The sequence below is a fragment of the Pantoea sp. ACRSC genome, assembly GCF_022346785.1.
Taxonomy (GTDB): Bacteria; Pseudomonadota; Gammaproteobacteria; order Enterobacterales; family Enterobacteriaceae; genus Pantoea; species Pantoea alvi.
In genome coordinates, this window is the sequence record NZ_JAKRNN010000004.1 from 43116 (window position 1) to 62483 (window position 19368).

A 19368-nucleotide genomic window follows, 5' to 3' on the forward strand; every position below is an offset into this window, starting at 1 on the left:
GGCTGAGTAAAGCAACGCCAGATAAATGGAAAATGTCAGCGGCCGTTCATATTTGTCATAAATGCGCCCGGGCCGCGCCCTATACTCGCCTCACTGAGGGCGGGCGGAGGCGCGATATGCGGCATCAACATCTCTGGCAGGCGGGCGCGCGCGGCCGCCTGCTGCTGTTTAACCTGCTGGTGGTGTGCGTCACGCTGATGGTGAGTGCGGTAGCGATACTCGGCTTTCGCCACGCCGGGCGCATTCAGGAGCAGGCGCAGGCGCAAACCCTGAGCGATATGAGCGCCAGCCTGGCGCTGGCGCGCGATACCGCCAGCGTCGCCACGGCGGCGGTGCGCCTGTCGCAGGTGGTGGGCGCGCTTGAGTATCAGAGCGAATCGCAGCGACTGCAGCAGACGCAACAGGCGCTGCAGCAGTCGCTGTCGCTGCTTGCCTCGGCGCCGCTTGCCGCGCGTCAGACGGCGCGGGTGGCGCGCATTCGCGCGCGCAGCCTGATGCTGGAGCAGACCATCACGCAGCTGCTGATCAACGGCCATCAGCGCCACCTGCAGCGCAACGCCCTGCTCAGCGGCCTGTGGCAGTCGCAGCTGCTGCTTGACCATATTAACCAGCTCGCGGTGCGGCGCGGCCCTCCGGCGGCGCTGCGCCAGCAGACCGAGCGCTTGCTGGCGGCGGCGATCCGCACCCCGTCCCCGGTTGCGGTGGTCGATCAGCTGCAGCAGGTGATGGCAGCCTGGCGGCCAGAGGCGGGCGAGGTGGTGCTGGATGAGAAAATCGCCCGCCTGATCGCGACCCAGCAGTCGCTGCGGCCGCTGGCGGATCGGCTGGCGGAGAACGATCTGGCTATCGCCTATTCCACCTACCGCATCAAAGCGCTGGTGGCGGCGCTCAACGACGACATCACCGCCTGCGTGCAGCAGGTGGCGCAGCAGAGCGAAATGCGCAGCGCGGAAACCCACCGCGAACTCAACTCGGTGATCCTGTTTATCGCGCTGTTCGCCCTGCTGGCGCTGGCGATCACCGGCTATGCCGGGATCTATATCTACCGCAATCTCGGCTCCAGCCTGACCGCCATCGCCGACGCCATGACGCGGCTGGCGCAGGGAGAGAAGCGCGTTGCGGTGCCGGGTCTGCAGCGGCGCGACGAACTGGGCGATCTGGCGCGCGCCTTTAACGTTTTCGCCCGCAATACCGCGTCGCTGGCGCACACCTCCCGCCTGCTCAAAGAGAAGAGCAGTCAGCTTGAGTCCACCTTTCTGGCGATGCGCGACGGCTTTGCGCTGTTTGATAACCACGGCCAGCTGGTGGTGTGGAATGCGCAGTATCCCCAGCTGCTGGGGCTGCCCGAGCAGGCGCTGCATCGCGGCCTGCACTATCGCCAGCTGCTGAAGCGGGTGGGCGTGGATCTGCAGCATCCGGGCGAGCCGCAGGAGGTGCGGCTGGCGGATGGCCGCACGCTGGAGCTGCGCTTTAGCCCGGTGCCGCGTCGCGGCATCGTCAATACCGTGCTGGAGCGCACCGCGCGCAAGGCGCTGGAGGAGGCGCTGGTACACAGCCAGAAGATGAAAGCGGTTGGCCAGCTGACCGGCGGTATCGCACACGACTTCAATAACCTGCTGGCGGTGATTATCGGCAGCCTGGCGCTGACCCAGGGGCAGCTGCCGCCGGGCAGCCTGGCGAGCCGCATCGACCGCGCCCGTCAGGCAGCGGATCGCGCCGCCCTGCTCACCCAGCGGCTACTGGCCTTTTCGCGCAAGCAGGCGCTGCATCCGCGCGCCGTGTCGGTGACGCAGCTGGTGGAGGAGCTGCAGAACCTGCTGCAGCACTCGCTGCTGCCCGGCCAGCGCCTGACGGTCGAGGCGCCGCGGCCCGGCTGGCTCGCCTGGATCGACGCCAGTCAGCTGGAGAACGCACTGATGAATCTGGTGGTGAACGCGCGCGACGCCATGCAGCAAAAAAGCGGCGAGATCCGCCTGCGCATCGCCAGCCAGCAGCGCGAACAGGGCGAGCGCGTAGTGATTGAGGTGATCGACCAGGGCTGCGGCATGACGCCAGAGGTGCGGGCACAGGTGTTCGAGCCCTTTTTCACCACCAAAGAGACCGGCAGCGGCAGCGGGCTGGGGCTGTCGATGGTGTATGGCTTTGTGCGCCAGTCAGGGGGCCAGATTGAGATCGACACCGCGCCCGGCCAGGGAACCACCGTGCGTCTGCTGCTGCCGCGCGCCCCAGAGAGCGCCGTCGCCCCCGCGCCAGCCGCGCCGGTGGTGCCATCCGCCCCGTGCGATAAGCTGATTCTGGTGCTGGATGACGAACCGGCGGTGCGCCAGACGCTGTGCGAGCATCTGCACCAGCTTGGCTACGTGACGCTGGAGTGCGCCAGCGGCGAAGAGGCGCTGGCGCTGCTGCGCCAGACCCCCGATATCGATCTGCTGATCAGCGATCTGATGCTGCCCGGCGGGCTGAACGGCGCCGAGGTGATCCGCCAGGCGCAGCAGCAGTGGCCGCAGCTGGCGACGCTGCTGATCAGCGGGCAGGATCTGCGCCTGCAGCCGGTGGCGCTGCCGCTGTGCGAGCGGCTGGCAAAACCCTGGCGCAGCGCGCAGCTGGCGCAGGCGCTGGCGCGCGCCTGGCAGCGCAGCGAGCGTCTCAGTCGCGCGCGGCAGGCTGCCAGAGCGGCACCGGCTTGCCGCTGATATAGCGCTTGCGCAGGCGGCTGGAGAGCGCATCCATAATCATCACCACCGCCACGAGGATCAGGGTTAAAAACATCACCACGTCCCAGTTCCACAGGCGCATATTCTCGGCGTAGACCAGCCCGACGCCGCCCGCGCCGACAAAGCCCAGCACCGCCGCCGAGCGGGTATTGGATTCGATCTGATAGAGGCTGAGCGCCAGGAAATGGGGAAACGACTGGGTAAAGATGCCGAAGCGGTGCTTCTGCAGGCTGTTGGCGCCGACCGCACTCAGACCGCGGCTCGGCGAGCGCTCTACCGCCTCGTGCCCTTCCGAGTAGAGCTTGCCCAGCAGGCCGACATCCTGCATCACAATCGCCAGCACGCCCGCCAGCGGCCCCATGCCGACGGCGCGCACAAAAATCAGCCCCCATATCGCCATATCGATGCCGCGCAGCAGATCGAGCAGGCGACGCACCGCCCAGGCGATGGGCCGCATGGCGCGGTCGTGCATCACGTTGCGCGCGGCGAAAAACGAGAGCGGCAGCGCGATAAGGGACGCGGTCAGCGTCCCGGCGAAAACGATCGCCAGCGTGATACCGATTTGTGAGAAATAGTAGCCAAACGGCCAGTTAACAAAATCGTGCCAGACGAACATACGCAGAAAATAGCGTCCCAGCTGCTGGGCGCCCAGCGCGGCGCGGCTCCACTCAATGCCGTAAAACTCAAAGAAGTAGAGGTAGTAAAGCAGAATGGCCGCCGCCGCCAGCGCGAGTCGCCGCAAATAGCGCGGCTGCGCGGCGAACAGCGCGCCATTTTCCCGTCTGATTTTGCCGATATCCGGCGCCAGCGACATCATGATGCTCCCTCCACGACGCGGCGGCGCAGCCGGCCGGAACAGCTGTCCAGCAGCGACACCACCAGGATAATCAGCAGCAGCGTGATGCTGACCTGATCGTAACGATCGAGTTTGATATTGGTCATCAGCTCCTGGCCGATGCCGCCCGCGCCCACCAGCCCCAGAATGGTTGATGAGCGAAAGTTGATCTCCAGCCGCATAAAGCTGTAGGAGAGAAAGATCGGCTTCACCTGTGGCCAGAAGGCGAAGCGCATGCGCTGCAGCTTGCTGGCGCCGCAGGCGGCCAGCCCGCGCACTGGCTTATCGGAGGCGCTTTCAATCGCCTCGTAGAAGAGTTTGGTCAGGCTGCCGATGGTGTGCAGCGCCAGCGCGAGGAAGCCGGGAATGGCGCCGATACCGAACGCCATCACGAACATCACCGCCCAGGCCAGCTCCGGCATGGTGCGCAAAAAGGCGACAAAGGCGCGAATGGCAACGCGCAAACCAGGCGGGGTTTGGGTGTTATCGGCGGCAAAAAAGGCCAGCACGGCGGCGATACAGACCGCCACAACGGTGGATGCCAGCGCCAGCTGCAGGGTTTCCCAGATGAGCGGCAGCTGGAAATGGAGGCGGTAGCCCCAGTAAGCGAGCGATCCTTCGGTCTTCACGCCGTCGAACAGCGTGGCGACGTGCAGCACCGGCAGGGTTTGCCACAGGTAGTCGAAGAAGTGCGGCAGCGATAGCCACAGCGTGGTCAGGCTGAACTCTGACAGGTTGCCTGCGACGAGGTAGAGCGTCACCAGCACCAGCGACCAGAGCAGCGTGTCGCGTTTCTGCTGGCTGCGGATGCGTTGGTAGTAGCGTTCGAAGTCAGTCAAAAGTAGATTCCTGCGTAATAAAAGAATTTTGAGCGTGCAACAGGCAGATTCTCAGGCCGCAGATCGGCTTACTCAGCGGGGTACAGGGTGAGAAGAGCAACGCGGCCCGCGCAGGGACAAAAACGCCGCGAGCGTTGTTGAACAGCGCAGCGCGCTGGCCCGGTAACGGGCGCACCTCAAGGATGAGGTGCGTATCCGCGCGGGCCTGGCCGGCAGGGATGCCCTCCCCTGCGTCTTTGCGATCTCACCCTGTTACCCGCATCAGCGCCGGGTAACGCCCTTAGCCGCGCTGCCCTTTCGCCAGATCGCGCTTCATATCGATAATATTCTGATAGTCCGCCACTGACGCCGGGCCAATATGCTGCGCGCCGCCCACGGCCTTCACGAAGCAGGCGTGCTGCTCTTTATCCAGCTTCTTAATCGTCTCGACCACTTTCTGTTTGAAATCGGCGGGCAACTTATTGCTCACCAGCAGCGGGCCGTTGGGGATCAGCGGCGACTGCCAGATAATGCGGATCTGCTTCATCAGATCGGGGTGATCCATGCGGATCAGGCGACCAAAGGCGCCAGCGCTGTAGCCGCTGTTATAGTCGCCCACCAGCGAACTCCAGGTCACCGCGCCGTCGAACTGATTGTTCAGCACGCCGAGGATGTCCTGCTCGTGGCCGCCGGAAAAGGTCACGCTGGAGAAGAAGCCGTTGTACTTGTCATCCACGCTGCCGCCGAACTGCTTTTTAAACGCCTGGTTCGGCATCAGGAAGCCGGAGGTGGAGTCCGGGTCGGCCATGCCAAAGGATTTGCCCTTCAGGTCTTCCAGCTTCTTATAGGGGCTGCTGTTTTTCACAATCACCACCGAGTGATAGCCTTTCGAGCCATCTTTGTCATCCACCAGAATGCCGACGATATCCACAGCTTTGGCATCCTGCAGGTAGACCGAGGCGTAAGAGGCAGGCGACATGCTCAGCACCATATCGATCTTGCCGCCCAGCAGTCCCTGAATAACGCCGGCGTAGTCGGAGGAGTTGCGCAGCTTCGTGTCGACGTTGAGTTCCTTATCAAAAAAGTCCTTCACGCACTGGTTATCGCCAATCTGCTGGGTGGCGTTCTGCCCGCCGAGAATGCCCAGATTCAGCTCTTTCGGTGCATCCGCTGCGTTCACGCCAAAGGTCACTACGCTGGTCAGTAATGCTAATAAAGTCAGTTTCATTCGAGTTTTGTCTCTTGCCGTGGAGGTTAGTGAAGCTGATTGATTTCATCGCCGTAGAGCTGTTGCAGCAGGCTGTCGGTCAGGTGCGCCGGATGGCCGTCGAACAGCACTTTGCCGCGCTGAATACCGATGACGCGCGTGCAGTAGCTTTTCACCAGCTCAACCGAATGGAGGTTTACCATCACGCTGATGCCCTGCTCGCTGACCTGGCGCAGCACATCCATGATGCGTTTGGTATTTTTGGGATCGAGCGACGCCACCGGCTCGTCGGCCAGCAGGATTTTCGGGTTCTGCATCAGGGCGCGGCAGATGGCCACGCGCTGCATCTGCCCGCCCGACAGGTTCTCGGCGCGCTGCAGCGCCTGCGGCAGCATATTCATCCACTGCAGCAGTTCGATAGCATGGGCGCGGTCGCTGTCAGAGAAGACTTTAAAAAAGGATTTCAGCGTTGAGGTCTGGCTAAGACGGCCCAGCAGCACGTTGGTCAGCACATCGAGGCGCGGCACCAGGCAGAAGTCCTGAAAAATCATGCCGCATTCGCTGCGCCACTGCCGCAGCTGACGGCTGCTGAGGGTCAGCAGGTTGCGCTCGGCTTCGCCGTTGCGCAGGCTGTAAACCGCCCCTTCAGAGGCGTCGATGGTGCCGTTAAGCATATGCAGCAGCGTCGATTTGCCTGCGCCCGAGCGGCCGATTACGGCGACCATTTCTCCCGCATGCAGATCAAAACTGACATTGTCCAGCACGCGGTTCTCGCCCCAGCGCTTGCCCAGCCCCTGCACCGACAGCACCTTCTCTGCTGGCGGGCTAAGGGGCGCGCTGCTGTTGTCCACCACGGTTCTTAACAGTGCCTGTGCCATGATTCACTCCGTATGCGTTGACAAGGTGTAAGTTGACGCCTATTACGGCCCGGCGTGATGACTCTCTGATGACAGCGAGATGATCAAACGGTGACAGGGTCGTCCGCGCTCAGCGACAGCGTTAGGCCGTCGGCAGCCGCGAAGAGAGACGGAGGCAAAGGATTGTTTGCAAACCAGTTATCCATCTGATGCGACAGATGCGTCAGCCAGGCGCGCCGCGGCGCAAGCCGCTCGACAATCGCCAGCGCGCGCGTCAGATCGTTATGGTTGCGCGCAGCGGGCGACGGCGGATCGTTGCAGTCGATCACCAGCTCATCGATGCGCTGGCCGGTGAGAAAATCGTCGGTGTCGGGCGGCAGGCCGCAGGTATCGCACAGCCAGGCGAGCCGCGCGCCGTGCCAGTCAAACAGGTAGCCGTGCGTCAGCTTTGAGTGCTGCAGCGGCAGCGGCGTCACCTGCAGCGCGCCGAAAAGATGCGGCACAAAGGGCGTCAGCGACGGGCGAAAATCGAGCAGGCCGGGATGCTTAAAGAGATCGTCGCAGCCCCGCTCGTCCGGCGGCCCCCAGACGGGGATCGCCGCCCCCAGCCCCCAGCGCAGCGCGAACAGCCCCTGTACGTGATCCATATGGTAGTGGGTCAGCAAAATGCGCGACAGCTCGCCGGGCGCGAAGCGCTCCGCCAGCAGCGGCAGTCCGGCGTCGAGCAGGATGCGCTCGCCGCCCACCTCGATCAGCGCGCTGCAGGGGGCGCGTCGCCTTTTGGCGTCGGCGCGCGCCCGCATGCAGGCGGCGCAGTCGCAGCCGAAAAGCGGCGCGGCGGTCACCCCGCCGGTACCAAGAAAGGTCAGCTTCATGGCAGCGGCTCCAGCAGCTGGCGCAGCTGCAGCAGGGTCTGCGACAGCGCGCCGTTGTTGTTCAGCAGGTAGCAGCCCGCCGGCGGCGCGTGCGCAGCGCGATCCAGCCGCCGCGCGATATCGCTCTCGCTCTCCCGCCCGCGCTGGCGCAGACGCGCCGCCAGCACCTCCGGCGCCACCGTCAGGCAGAGCGGCAGCAGCCGCGCGCCGTAGCGCGCCTGCGCCTGCGGCAGATGGTGGCGCGAGCCGTTGACCAGCACCTGGTGGCCGCGCGCCAGCCAGAGGTCGATCTCCAGCCCGAGGCCGTAGTGCAGGCCGTGCGCCGTCCAGCGCAGGGCAAACAGCCCCTGCGCCGCGCGGCGCGTAAACTCCGCTTCGGTCAGGGCGATATGGTTCTCGCCGCCCGCGTCCGCCGCCCGCGTGATATAGCGATGCGCGATCAGCAGATTGGGCGGCGGCGCTTCGCGCAGCGCGTTGAGCAGGCTGTCTTTGCCCGAGCCTGACGGCCCGATAAGCCAGATCAGGCGCGCCATCAGTAGACCTGCCTGCCCTGCGACCAGACGTGACGAATATGCGGATGGCCGTGGTCGGTATGCGCCAGCACCAGATCGGCGCGGCGGCCTTCGGCGATCGTGCCGCGATCCGTCAGGCCGAGGGCGCGCGCCGGATTGCACGTCACCAGCGCCAACGCCTGCGGCAGCATAAGCGGATTACGCTCGTCGGCGGCGAGGCGGAACGCCGCGTCGAGCAGCGATGCCGGATAGTAGTCGGAGGAGAGAATATCGAGCAGCCCCTCCGCCGCCAGCGCCCAGGCGGCGACGTTGCCGGAGTGAGAGCCGCCGCGCACGATATTGGGCGCGCCCATCAGGATCTGCATCCCTCTGGCGCGCGAGGCGCGCGCCGCCGCCAGCGTGGTCGGAAACTCGGCGATGGCGCTGCCGACGCCGTGCGACTCCTCAACGTGCGCCTCGGTGGCGTCGTCGTGGCTGGCAATGGCGATATTGCGCGCGCGGCAGAGCGCGGCGATCCCCTCGCGGTTCGGCTGCGACCACTGTGCCGCCAGCGTCAGCTGCTCCTGCTCAAAGGCATCCATCTGCTGGTCGTTGAGCGCGTATTTGCCCTGGTAATATTCGCGGTACTTCTCCAGCGAGGCGTACTGCCGCTGGCCCGGCGAGTGATCCATCAGCGACACCAGCGACAGCTCCGGGGTGCTCATCAGCGCCTCGAACAGCGGCAGCGTGGCGTGATGCGGCAGCTCGCAGCGCAGGTGGAGCCGATGCTCGGCGCGGTTCAACCCTTTGCGGTTGCTGTCGCGGATGGCGTTGATCATTTTGCTCAGGTTATCGAGACGATGGCCGCCGTCGCGCACGTCGCCGACGCCGATGGCGTCCAGCACCGTGGTGATGCCGCTGGCCACCATGAGTGCGTCGTGGCTGCTCATCGCCGAGTGGGCGGGCCAGTCCACCTTCGGCCGCGGGGCGAAAAACTTATCGAGATTGTCGGTGTGCAGCTCCACCAGGCCGGGCAGCAGATAGCCGCCCTCGCCGTCCAGCGCGCCGGGCTGGCGGCTCGGGGTTTCGCTAAAGCTGGCGATCAGGCCGTCACGTATCTCCAGCGATCCCGCCACCAGCTCATTTTCCAGAATCAGGTGAACATGGTTGATAATCATGCTTCCGCTCCGCTGTTAACCGGCTGCATAACGTGCAGGCGATCCGCCACCCGTTCGCGCACCGCTTCATCGTGAAAAATGCCGACAATCGCCGCGCCGCGCGCGCGCGCCTGCTCGATCAGCTCCACCACCGCTGTGCTGTTGGTCTTATCCAGCGAGGCGGTCGGCTCGTCCAGCAGCAGCACCGGATAGTCGGCGATAAAGCCGCGCGCGATATTGACGCGCTGCTGCTCACCGCCGGAGAAGGTCGAGGGGGCCAGCGACCAGAGGCGCGACGGCACGTTAAGCCGCGTCAGCAACTCTTTTGCGCGCTTCTCGCAAAAGGCGCGCGCCACGCCGCGCTCCAGCAGCGGCTGCATCACGATTTCCAGCGTCGGGACGCGCGGGATCACGCGCAGAAACTGACTGACCCAGCCGAGGGTGTCGCGGCGCATCGCCAGCATTTGACGCGCCGGGGCGTGCGCCATATCGATCCATGCGCCGTCGTGGCGCAGCCAGATATGGCCGCTGTTGGCCTGATAGTTGCCGTAGAGCGCGCGCAGCAGCGTCGATTTGCCGCTGCCGGAGCGGCCGTGCAGCACCACCACTTCCCCCGCAGCCACCTCAAGCGAAGCGTTTTGCAAAACCGGCAGTTCAGCCCCTCCCTGGTTGTGCAGCACAAAGGTTTTGCACAGATTCTCGACGCGCAGTTGTATGTTCATGGGGTTATCCGTCATTAGTTGAGCACCGATGAAACCAGCAGCTGGGTATAGGGATGGTGAGGATCGTCCAGCACGCGGTCGGTCAGGCCGCTCTCCACCACGCGGCCCTGCTTCATCACCAGCAGCCGGTGCGCCAGCAGGCGCGCCACGCCGAGATCGTGGGTGACAATAATCACCGCCAGATTCAGCTCGCGCACCAGGGTGCGCAGCAGATCGAGCAGGCGCGCCTGCACCGACACGTCCAGCCCGCCGGCCGGCTCGTCCATAAACACCAGCTTCGGCTGGGTAACCAAGTTGCGGGCGATCTGCAGGCGCTGCTGCATGCCGCCGGAAAAGGTGGTGGGCAGATCGTCGATGCGGCTGGCGGCGATCTCCACCTCCTGCAGCCAGCGGCCCGCCTGGGCGCGGATATCGCCGTAGTGGCGGTTGCCTACCGCCATCAGCCGCTCGCCGATATTGCCGCCCGCGGTGACCTGGGGGCGCAGCCCGTCAAGGGGGTGCTGATGCACCACGCCCCATTCGGTCCGCAGCAGGCGGCGGCGATCGCTCTCCGACAGTGCGTAGAGGTCGCGCTGGCGGTAGAGAATGCTGCCCTGCTGCGGCGTCAGGCGCGCGGAGAGGCTGCGCAGCAGCGTGGTTTTGCCGGAGCCGGACTCGCCGACGATGCCCAGCACTTCGCCGGGATAGAGATCGAAACTCACGGCTTCGAAGCCTTTGCCCGGCGCGTAGAGGTGCGTCAGGTTATTAACCGCAAGCAGCGGCTGTTCACTGTGCATGTTGCTGTTCCTGCTGCTGATGGCAAAAGTCGGTGTCGGAGCAGACAAAAAGACGCGTGCCCCGATCATCCATCACCACTTCGTCGAGATAGCTGTGGCGCGAACCGCACAGGGCGCAGGGCTCCTCCCACTGCTGCACGGTAAAGGGGTGGTCCTCGAAGTCGAGGCTCTCGACTTTGGTATAGGGCGGCAGCGCATAGATACGCTTTTCACGGCCTGCGCCGAACAGCTGCAGCGCGGGCATCATATGCATCTTCGGGTTATCGAATTTCGGGATCGGCGACGGGTCCATCACGTAGCGATCGTTAACCTTGACCGGATAGGCGTAGGTGGTGGCGATATGGCCGTAGCGCGCGATATCTTCATAGAGCTTCACCTGCATCACGCCATACTCCTCCAGCGCGTGCATGGTGCGGGTTTCCGTTTCGCGCGGCTCAATAAAGCGCAGCGGTTCAGGGATCGGCACCTGGAAAATCAGGATCTGATCCTCCGCCAGCGGCGTCTCCGGGATGCGGTGGCGCGTCTGGATCAGGGTGGCGTCGGTGGTGCGCTCGGTGGTCGCCGCGCCGCTGACGCGCTGAAAGAAACGGCGGATCGACACCGCGTTGGTGGTGTCGTCCGCGCCCTGATCGATCACCTTCAGCACGTCGGCGTCGCCGATAACGCTGGCGGTGATCTGAATGCCGCCGGTGCCCCAGCCGTAGGGCATCGGCATCTCCCGTCCGGCGAACGGCACCTGATAGCCGGGGATCGCCACCGCTTTCAGGATGGCGCGGCGGATGGTGCGCTTGGTCTGCTCGTCGAGATAGCCGGGGTTATAGCCGCTCAGTTCAGCCATGATTGCGCTCCTCGTGCTCCTGACGCAGGCGCTTCAGCAGCGCCAGCTCCGCCTGAAAATCGACGTAGTGCGGCAGTTTAAGGTGAGAGACGAAGCCGGCGGCCTCGACGTTATCGGCGTGCGCCAGCACAAACTCCTCGTCCTGCGCCGGGCTGGTGACGCGCTCGTCGTGCTCGCGGGTTTGCAGCGCGCGATCCACCAGCGCCATCGCCATCGCCTTACGCTCGGCGCGGCCAAATACCAGCCCGTAGCCGCGGGTAAAGTGCGGCGCCTCTCTGCCCTGGGTGGTGAAGCCGTTGACCATTTCACATTCGGTCAGCAGCACTTCGCCGATCTCCAGCTCGAAATCGAGCTCTTCCGGACAGATGCTGACGCTGAGGTAGCCGGTGCGGATCTCCCCGGCGAAGGGATGGGTGCGGCCGTAGCCGCGCTGGGTCGAGTAGCCAAGCGCCAGCAGAAAGCCTTCATCGCCGCGCACCAGCTGCTGCAGGCGCGCCGCGCGCGACGCCGGGAAGCCCATCGGTTCGCGGGTGATATCCACCGGCTCGCTGCCGTCGTCAGTTTCCCGCGCCGCCAGCCCTTCATCGCTCATCATGGTGAACATATGGGGACAGCGCGCGGCCAGCGCCTCGTCGGCGCGCGGCGCGGCCGGGGCGTCGCCGTTGGCCAGCAGCGTAAAGTCGAGCAGGCGGTGGCTGTAGTCACAGGTCGGGCCCAGCACCTGGCCGCCAGGCAGATCTTTATAGACGGCGGAGATGCGGCGCTCGAGGCGCATGTCGCCGGTCGCCAGCGGTGCGCTGTCGGCGAGGCGCGGCAGCGTGGTGCGGTAGGCGCGCAGCAGGAAAATCGCCTCCACCAGGTCGCCGCTCGCCTGCTTGATCGCCAGCGCCGCTAGCTCGGGATCGTAGATGCCGCCCTCGGTCATCACGCGGTCGACCGCCAGGCCAAGCTGCTGCGCCACCTGGTCGCAGCCCAGCTCCGCCACCTCGCGCGCGCCGCGCCGCAGGTCCGCCTGCAGCTGATGGGCATTGGCAATCGCCTTCTCGCCTCCTTTAACGGCTACGTACATCAGCACACCTCCACGCGGGTGGTGCGCGGCAGCGCCATCATCGCTTCGCCGCAGGTGAAGATGAGATCGACCCCCTGCGGAAAGGGATGCGGACGGTTGCGCAGATAGTCCAGCACGCTCTCCGGCAGCTGTGGCGCGATAGCGCGCGTCTCGCGCAGGCCCGGCCCGGAGAGGCGCAGCGTCAGCCCGCCGTTAAGCGACGGCACCTCAATAATCAGCGTGGTGCTCTTTTCCGGCGCCAGGTTGTCCCCTGCGGCGAACGCCGCCGGGCGGGGGCTGCTGGCGGCATGGCTCAGCGCAAACGGGGCGTCGCGACTCTCGCTCAGCGGCGCACCGGTATGGAAGCGCAGGTTGCTGCGCAGGATGGCGTTATCGACCTGCGGATCGATCCACAGCGGACTCTCCTGATCCACCAGCGTCAGCAGCACCGCGGTCGCGGCGGGTGACAGCGCGCCCCAGCCCTGCGCCAGCGGCAGCGAGACCATCACGCCCGGCTCGCTCATCGCTTTCAGGATGCGGCGGAAGGCGCGCTGCGCATCGGCCACCGGATGGTTAAAACTAGCCAGTAAAGTCATCAGTTATCTCCGCGAACCAGCGTAAAGAAATCTACTTTCGAGCTGGCGATCTCGCGCGCCCGCAGCTGGCGCTGCTCCTCGCGCAGGGCCGCCAGCGGCGTTATCACTTTTTCGGTCAGCAGCGCGTGGGTCTGCGGCTGCTGCAGCAGCGCGTCTATCAGGGCGCAGCGCTCGGCGTGCCCCTTGTCGCGGCCCAGCACGTAGCTGTAGCCAAGCGTGCCGTCCTCCAGCTGCACCACGGCGCGCGTCACGGTGGCGTCGCCCATAACAAAGCGCTTGCCGCTGGCGCCCATGCGCGCCATCAGCCGCGTCAGGCCGATTTCCGCCGGACGGATCAGCGAGAAGCGCGGCGAGAGGCGCAGCGCCTGCCAGTGCTGCGCCAGCGCCGACGCGCTGCTGTGCGCCAGTACCGACAGCCACTGCTGTCGTTGGGTTATGCTTTCCATCAGTGCTCCAGGGTCAGTTCGATCATATCGCCGCGCGTCAGGCTGACGGAGTACTCCGCCAGCGCGCCGTCGCGGGTGCGGTTCAGGGTGCGCACGCAGAGCAGCGGCGCGTGCAGCGCGATCTCCAGCAGGCGGCACTCTTTGGCCTGCGCGCGGCGCGTGCTGATGCGGGTCTGGCTGCGGGTCAACTGGTGGCCGCCGTGCTGCTGCAGAAAGTCGTGCAGCGAGCCGCTGCTGAAGCGCTGCAGCGCCGGCCACCAGTTCAGATCGGGCAGAAAGTGGTTAATCACGCAGACCGGCATGCCGTTCACCCGGCGCAGCGTACGCAGATGGATCACGCTGTCGCCCTCGGCCACCCCCAGCGCGCTGGCGACGTCGGCGCTGGCCGGCCGCAGCACCGCCAGCAGCCGCTCGCTGGTGGGGTGGCTGCCCTGCTCCATCAGGTTCTGGCTAAAGCGCGCCTGCGCATGCAGCGGATAGTCGTAAGGGCGCATCAGCACCAGGATGCCAACGCCGTGACGGCGCTGCAGCAGACCTTTGTTGACCAGTTCGTCTACCGCGCGCCGCAGCGTGTGGCGGTTGACCTCATAGCGCTCGGCCAGCTGTTGTTCGGAAGGCAGATAGTCGCCGCTGCGGTAGTTCTCGCGCAGCGCCTGCTCCAGCTGCGCGGCGACGGCCTGGTAAACAGTGGTCGGATGTCTGGATATCTCCATCTTGAACAGATCCTCAACCTTGACTGAGTGGGGAGCGCAGCGGTCAGCCCGGCTGCGTGTTGGCCACTACCTTGACCTGCAGAGATGACAGGATGGTGACCGTGCAGTGACGCGACGATGAATTCCACCCGGCGGCGCTCAACGGGGCAGCGAAATGCGGGGCGATTAATTAACGCTGCTGAACGGTTTGACCTGCGTATCCACATCTGTATTTTTTAGTGCGTAATCAGTCACAATCTTGCATCTCCTGTGACGTGCAGGCTGAGGGATTTCTGCCAGGCTATTAACTGACACAGGATGACGACGTGAACAGGTAAAATGATTAACAGCGCCAAACTTTCCGCGGGCTTTCGCGGCAGTTTTATTCGTGAAGTGTTGTTGCCGCTGGCGGCGATTCTGCTCCTGACGCTGGCAGGGGCCGGAACCGGTCTGTTTCTCAGTACCGCAATCAGCAACCAGAAAGCGCTGGCGCAGCAGCAGCGAATGATTGAAGCCTCTTTTTCACAGAGCCTGGCGGAACATCAGCGCCAGCTAAACAGCCTGTCGCGCTGGACACCGCTGCAAACGCATCTCGACGCAGCTCAGCCCGACCAGCACTGGCTGGATGACAACGTAGGCCGCTGGCTCTATGAGATGTTCGGCCATCAGCTGATTATGGTTCTGGACGAGGGGCGTCGGCCGGTGCAGGCGTGGCGCAACGGCGCGCTGCTGCCCGAACCGGCGCGCGATGCTGGCGTGCAGACGATTTTAACCAGCGCGCTGCTGCGCGCCGCGCCGCAGGAGGCGGTGGATCTCGCCCGCGTCGACGGCCGCGTGGCGGCGCTGGCCATCGGCACCATTCACCATGCTGCGCAGAGCGCGCCGCGCTTTATGCTGGTCAGCCTGAAGTATCTCGACGACGGCTATCTTGCCGCCCTGGCGGAGCGCAGCCAGCTCAAGGGGCTGCACTACTCCGATCCCGGCGCGCCGCCCGTCGCCCCGGCGCGCTTTATGCTGAAGTCGCCAGCGGCCGGCGACGTCGGCTATATCAACTGGAGCCCGGCGCGGCCCGGCGCGGAGATGCTGCGCACCATCGGCCCCTCAACCGGCCTCGCCGTGCTGGTGGTGATGCTGCTCTGCCTCTATATGGTGTGGCGGCTCTGGACCTCTTCCCTGAAGCTGTCGCAGTCGATGCTGAAGCTCGGCGCCAGCGAAGCGCAGGCGCTGCATCTGGCCTTTCACGACGTGCTGACCGGCCTGCCGAACCGCGCGCTGGTAGAGGATCGGCTGACCCAGGCGCTGGCGCTGGCGACGCGGCACGAACAGCGCGTGGCGCTGCTGCTGATCGATCTCGACCGCTTTAAAAATATCAACGACACCTACGGCCATCACGCCGGCGACGAGCTGATTATCGCCGTCGCCCATCGTCTCGCCAGCCTGATGCGCCCTTGCGATACCGTGGGGCGCATCGGCGGTGACGAATTTCTGGTGGTGATGCCGGAGGTCGACAATATCGGACAGGTCGAGGCGCTGGCGCAGCGTATTCTCGAGGCGCTCAGCCAGCCCTTTCCGCTGTTTGGCGGCGAGGTGTGGAGCGGCGCCAGCATTGGACTGGTGCTGGCGCCGAAAGATGGGGTGGATCGTCAGGAACTGGTGCGCAAAGCGGACATCGCGCTCTATGAAGCGAAAAGCAGCGGGCGCGGCAAATATCGCCAGTTTGAACGGGTGATGGACGAGTCGATCCGCACGCGACAGAGCATCGCCGCCGACCTGCGCGTTGCGCTGCAAAACTTCAAGGGTCTGGCGGTCTGGTACCAGCCGCTGATGGATATCAACGGCAAAAATATGGTGGCCGTCGAGGCGCTGCTGCGCTGGGATCATCCGACGCGCGGCGCCATCCCGCCCGGCGATTTTATCGCTATCGCCGAAGAGACCGGGCTGATTATTCCGCTGGGGGAGTGGGTGCTGCGCGAGGCCTGCCAGACCCAGCAGCGCTTTGCCGATTTAACGGTGGCGGTAAACGTCTCGCCGGTGCAGTTCCGCGCCAGTGGCTTCGTCGCGCGGATGGTGGAGATCGTGCGGGAAAGCGGCGGCGATCCGCAGCGTATCGAGCTGGAGATCACCGAAGGGGTGCTGATTGAGGATGAGCATGAGGCGCGCGCCATTATTATCGCCCTGCGCGAGGCTGGCTTCCGCATCGCGCTGGACGACTTCGGCACCGGCTACTCCAGCCTTAACTACCTCAGCACCTTCCCGGTGGACAAAATCAAGATCGACCGCTCTTTTACCCAGTCGCTGGGCGTGGCGGAGAATTCCGTGGCGATTATTGAGTCGGTGGTCAAGCTGGGACATGCGATGGGGCTGACGGTGACGGCGGAAGGGGTGGAAACGCCGGGACAGATGAACGCCCTGGCCGATGCGGGCTGCAATCAGCTGCAGGGCTATCTCTTCAGCAAGGCGGTTCCGCTGGAACGGCTGGGCGACTGGATGCGCTAAAGCGGCGTGCGCGCTGGCAGCCAGCGCGCAGCCTCACTTATTCCGGAAAGTCGGTTTCCACCGAGGTCTGCTTCCAGGCTTCAATCTGCGCCAGACGCTCTTTCAGCTTCGCCGTGACCGCATCATAGCCCCACGCGCCCATAACCAGATGGCGCGGCGGATTATCGTGCTCGGTTATGGCGATCATCGCCTGGGCCGCGCGCGCCGGATCGCCTTTCTGCGTGCCGCTGTTCTCAGCGGTCGCCTTCATGCGCGCCGCCGCGGTTTCCGCATAGTCTGGCAGTTTGCTGGGCGTCTGATGCAGCGAGCGGCCAGCCCAGTCGGTGCGGAACGGGCCCGGCTCGACGCAGGTAACGTGAATGCCGAGCGGCGCGGTTTCCAGCGCCAGCGAGTCGGACCAGCCCTCGACCGCGTGCTTGCTGGCGGAGTAGTAGCCGGAGCTGGCAAAGCCGATAAAGCCCGCCACCGAGGTGATGTTAATAATATGGCCGCGGCGCTGCTGGCGCAGGGTCGGCAATACCGCGCGCGTCAGGGCAAACAGGCCGAAGACGTTGGCGTCAAACTGGTCGCGAATCGCCCGATCCTCGCCCTCTTCCACCGAGCTCTGGTAGCCGTAGCCGGCGTTATTCACCAGCACGTCGATGGTGCCGAATTTTTCCAGCGCTGCCCTGACCGCGCTGTCGATGCTCTCCATGCGGGTGACGTCGAGCGTCACCGCCAGCGCGTTGCTGTGGCCCGCAACCAGATCGGCCACTTTCCCGGTGTCGCGCGCCGTCACCACCACATTAAAGCCGCGCGCGATGGTCTGCTGCGCCAGCTCACGACCAAAACCTGTCGAACATCCTGAAATAAACCACACCGGAGTGTTTTCTGTTGCCATGGGTGACTCCTGAACGAGAGTGATGGCGAATCGCCTGAACCCCGACGCGAACGGCCTGGGGAAAGAGAGAGGATAAGAGTAGCGGCCCGCAGCCGGGCCGCTTAACCCTTCGTGCCTGTTACTTTTTGTGCAGCAGCTGGCTGGCGGTGTCGCTGATAATCTGCGCCGCGCCGCGATCGCCCTTCGCCATTGAGCTCATAAAGGCTTTTGCCTGTTTAAAGGTGATATGCGGCGGCAGCGGCGCCACTTCCGGGTCGGTTTTCACCTCCAGCACCACCGGACGATCGGCGCTCAGCGCGCGTCGCCAGGCCTCCTCCAGCTCATCCGGGTTGTCAACAAAGATGCCCTGCAGGCCAAGCGACTCGGCAAACTGGGCGTAGCGCACGTCCGGCAGCTGCTGCGTCGCCTCAAAGCGTGCATTGCCTTCCATGACGCGCTGCTCCCAGGTAACCTGGTTAAGATCCTGGTTGTTGAAGACGCAGACGATAAGGCGCGGATCGCTCCACTGCTGCCAGTATTTCTGAATGGTGATCAGCTCGGCCATATTATTCATCTGCATCGCGCCGTCGCCGACCAGCGCCACCACCGGCCTGTCGGGATGGGCGAACTTGGCGGCGATAGCGTACGGCACCGCCGCGCCCATGCAGGCGAGCCCGCCCGACAGCGTGGCGCGCTGCCCCTGCTTGACGCGGTAGTCGCGCGCGAACCAGTTGGCGCAGGAGCCGGAGTCAGAGGTGACGATGGCGTTGTCGGGCAGCTGCGGCGACATCTCCCACACTACGCGCTGCGGGTTAACCGGGTTGGCGGGCGCATGGGCGCGATCTTCCATGACCTTCCACCAGTCGCGCACCTGCACGGCGATCTCCTCCTGCCAGCTGCGGTCCTCTTTGTGCTCCAGCAGCGGCAGCAGCGCGCGCAGGGTTTCCGCCGCGTCGCCGTGCAGGTTCACTTCACAGGGGTAACGCAGGCCGAGCATCGCCGGGTCGATATCGATCTGCACCGCGCGCGCCTTGCCCTCTTTCGGCAGGAACTCGGTCCAGGGGAAGCCGCTGCCGATCATCAGCAGCGTGTCGCAGTTCTGCATCAGCTCCCACGAGGGTTTGGTGCCGAGCAGGCCGATAGAGCCGGTAACGAACGGCGCGTCGTCCGGCAGCACATCTTTACCCAGCAGCGCTTTGGCGACGCCCGCCGCCAGCACGTTGGCGGTCTGCACCACTTCCACCGCCGCGCCGCGCGCGCCTGCGCCGATCAGAATAGCGACCTTTTTACCGGCGTTCAGCACCTCAGCGGCGCGCTGCAAATCCGCCTCGTAAGGCACCACTTTAGGACGCTGATAGCCGGGGCCGGAGTGGGTAAAGCCGTGCAGATGCTTTGGCGCTTCCCAGGGTTCGTCCTGAATATCTTTCGGCACAATCACTACCGCCACGCCATTTTGCGCTTTGGCGATGCGCACGCCGCGGTCAATCAGATGGCGCACCTGCGCCGGCGCGGCCGCCTCCTGCACGAAGTTAGCCACATCGGCAAACACGCGATCGAGGTTCATCTCCTGCTGGTAGCTGGCGCCGCGCGCCGTCACTTCCGCCTGACCGGCAATCGCCAGCACCGGCGCGTGATCCATTTTGGCGTCGTAGAGGCCGGTCAGCAGATGGGTCGCGCCCGGGCCGCCGGTGGAGAGGCAGACCCCCAGCTCGCCGGTGAACTTGGCGTGACCAGCCGCCATAAAGGCGGCCATCTCTTCGTGCCGCACCTGAATAAACTCAATGCCGTCGCCCTTTTCATTGGCGCGCTGGATGGCGCCGAGCACGCCGTTGATGCCGTCGCCGGGGTAGCCGTAAATCCGCGTGACGCCCCAGGCCTTCAGCCGCTGCACAAAGAAATCGCTGGTTTTCATGCTCATCGTTGTCGCCTCCTTGAAAATCC

General features: G+C 64.8%; 18 protein-coding genes. 2 read left to right on the top strand and 16 right to left on the bottom strand.

Annotated elements, in window-relative coordinates:
• Positions 1–116: 116 nt before the first annotated feature.
• Complete coding sequence (locus tag MHZ97_RS06365; RefSeq protein WP_239314114.1) at positions 117–2693, top strand: ATP-binding protein; 2577 nt, start codon at positions 117–119, stop codon at positions 2691–2693.
• Here MHZ97_RS06365 and phnE (MHZ97_RS06370) read toward each other — a convergent pair.
• From phnE (MHZ97_RS06370) to phnF, 14 genes are all read right to left on the bottom strand, one after another.
• Complete coding sequence (gene phnE / locus MHZ97_RS06370; RefSeq protein WP_103796884.1) at positions 2647–3531, bottom strand: phosphonate ABC transporter, permease protein PhnE; 885 nt, start codon at positions 3529–3531, stop codon at positions 2647–2649. The genes MHZ97_RS06365 and phnE (MHZ97_RS06370) overlap by 47 nt on opposite strands.
• On the bottom strand, positions 3528–4388 hold the full coding sequence (phnE, locus tag MHZ97_RS06375) for a phosphonate ABC transporter, permease protein PhnE (protein ID WP_103796883.1): 861 nt from the start codon (positions 4386–4388) through the stop codon (positions 3528–3530). The genes phnE (MHZ97_RS06370) and phnE (MHZ97_RS06375) overlap by 4 nt, the downstream gene beginning before the upstream one ends.
• A gap of 280 nt (positions 4389–4668) precedes the next feature.
• Complete coding sequence (phnD, locus tag MHZ97_RS06380) at positions 4669–5595, bottom strand: phosphonate ABC transporter substrate-binding protein (RefSeq protein WP_103796882.1); 927 nt, start codon at positions 5593–5595, stop codon at positions 4669–4671.
• A gap of 26 nt (positions 5596–5621) precedes the next feature.
• On the bottom strand, positions 5622–6452 hold the full coding sequence (gene phnC / locus MHZ97_RS06385) for a phosphonate ABC transporter ATP-binding protein (RefSeq protein WP_239314113.1): 831 nt from the start codon (positions 6450–6452) through the stop codon (positions 5622–5624).
• 83 nt (positions 6453–6535) lie between these two features.
• Positions 6536–7306, bottom strand: a complete 771-nt coding sequence (gene phnP, locus MHZ97_RS06390) for a phosphonate metabolism protein PhnP (protein WP_239314112.1) — start codon at positions 7304–7306, stop codon at positions 6536–6538.
• Positions 7303–7839 carry a ribose 1,5-bisphosphokinase gene (gene phnN, locus MHZ97_RS06395; RefSeq protein ID WP_239314108.1) on the bottom strand — a complete coding sequence of 179 codons (537 nt, stop codon included), beginning with the start codon at positions 7837–7839 and terminating at the stop codon, positions 7303–7305. Before phnN ends, phnP begins: the two co-directional genes overlap by 4 nt.
• Positions 7839–8975: an alpha-D-ribose 1-methylphosphonate 5-triphosphate diphosphatase gene (gene phnM / locus MHZ97_RS06400; protein WP_239314107.1), complete on the bottom strand. Its 1137-nt coding sequence runs from the start codon at positions 8973–8975 to the stop codon at positions 7839–7841. The genes phnN and phnM overlap by 1 nt, the downstream gene beginning before the upstream one ends.
• Positions 8972–9676 carry a phosphonate C-P lyase system protein PhnL gene (phnL, locus tag MHZ97_RS06405; RefSeq protein ID WP_239314105.1) on the bottom strand — a complete coding sequence of 235 codons (705 nt, stop codon included), beginning with the start codon at positions 9674–9676 and terminating at the stop codon, positions 8972–8974. The genes phnM and phnL overlap by 4 nt, the downstream gene beginning before the upstream one ends.
• Positions 9677–9690: 14 nt before the next feature.
• Positions 9691–10452 carry a phosphonate C-P lyase system protein PhnK gene (gene phnK / locus MHZ97_RS06410; protein WP_239314103.1) on the bottom strand — a complete coding sequence of 254 codons (762 nt, stop codon included), beginning with the start codon at positions 10450–10452 and terminating at the stop codon, positions 9691–9693.
• A complete protein-coding gene (locus MHZ97_RS06415) occupies positions 10442–11290 on the bottom strand; it encodes an alpha-D-ribose 1-methylphosphonate 5-phosphate C-P-lyase PhnJ (protein ID WP_239314102.1) in 849 nt (282 codons plus the stop codon). The genes phnK and MHZ97_RS06415 overlap by 11 nt, the downstream gene beginning before the upstream one ends.
• Positions 11283–12359: a carbon-phosphorus lyase complex subunit PhnI gene (locus MHZ97_RS06420; protein ID WP_239314101.1), complete on the bottom strand. Its 1077-nt coding sequence runs from the start codon at positions 12357–12359 to the stop codon at positions 11283–11285. Before MHZ97_RS06420 ends, MHZ97_RS06415 begins: the two co-directional genes overlap by 8 nt.
• On the bottom strand, positions 12359–12934 hold the full coding sequence (gene phnH, locus MHZ97_RS06425) for a phosphonate C-P lyase system protein PhnH (RefSeq protein WP_239314100.1): 576 nt from the start codon (positions 12932–12934) through the stop codon (positions 12359–12361). The genes MHZ97_RS06420 and phnH overlap by 1 nt, the downstream gene beginning before the upstream one ends.
• Complete coding sequence (phnG, locus tag MHZ97_RS06430; protein WP_239314095.1) at positions 12934–13380, bottom strand: phosphonate C-P lyase system protein PhnG; 447 nt, start codon at positions 13378–13380, stop codon at positions 12934–12936. The genes phnH and phnG overlap by 1 nt, the downstream gene beginning before the upstream one ends.
• Entirely contained in the window at positions 13380–14093 is a 714-nt protein-coding gene (gene phnF, locus MHZ97_RS06435) for a phosphonate metabolism transcriptional regulator PhnF (RefSeq protein ID WP_239314085.1), read from the bottom strand. Before phnF ends, phnG begins: the two co-directional genes overlap by 1 nt.
• Positions 14094–14411: 318 nt before the next feature.
• On the opposite strand from phnF, the gene MHZ97_RS06440 reads away from it, so the two are divergent.
• Positions 14412–16568 (top strand): bifunctional diguanylate cyclase/phosphodiesterase, encoded by a 2157-nt coding sequence (locus tag MHZ97_RS06440; RefSeq protein ID WP_239314083.1) that lies wholly within the window; start codon positions 14412–14414, stop codon positions 16566–16568.
• Positions 16569–16605: 37 nt separating this feature from the next.
• Here the strand turns inward: MHZ97_RS06440 and MHZ97_RS06445 are convergent, their stop codons facing one another.
• A complete protein-coding gene (locus tag MHZ97_RS06445; RefSeq protein WP_103796869.1) occupies positions 16606–17448 on the bottom strand; it encodes an oxidoreductase in 843 nt (280 codons plus the stop codon).
• A 118-nt stretch (positions 17449–17566) separates the two neighbouring features.
• Positions 17567–19345: a thiamine pyrophosphate-requiring protein gene (locus MHZ97_RS06450; protein WP_239314074.1), complete on the bottom strand. Its 1779-nt coding sequence runs from the start codon at positions 19343–19345 to the stop codon at positions 17567–17569.
• Between the last annotated feature and the right edge of the window lie 23 nt (positions 19346–19368).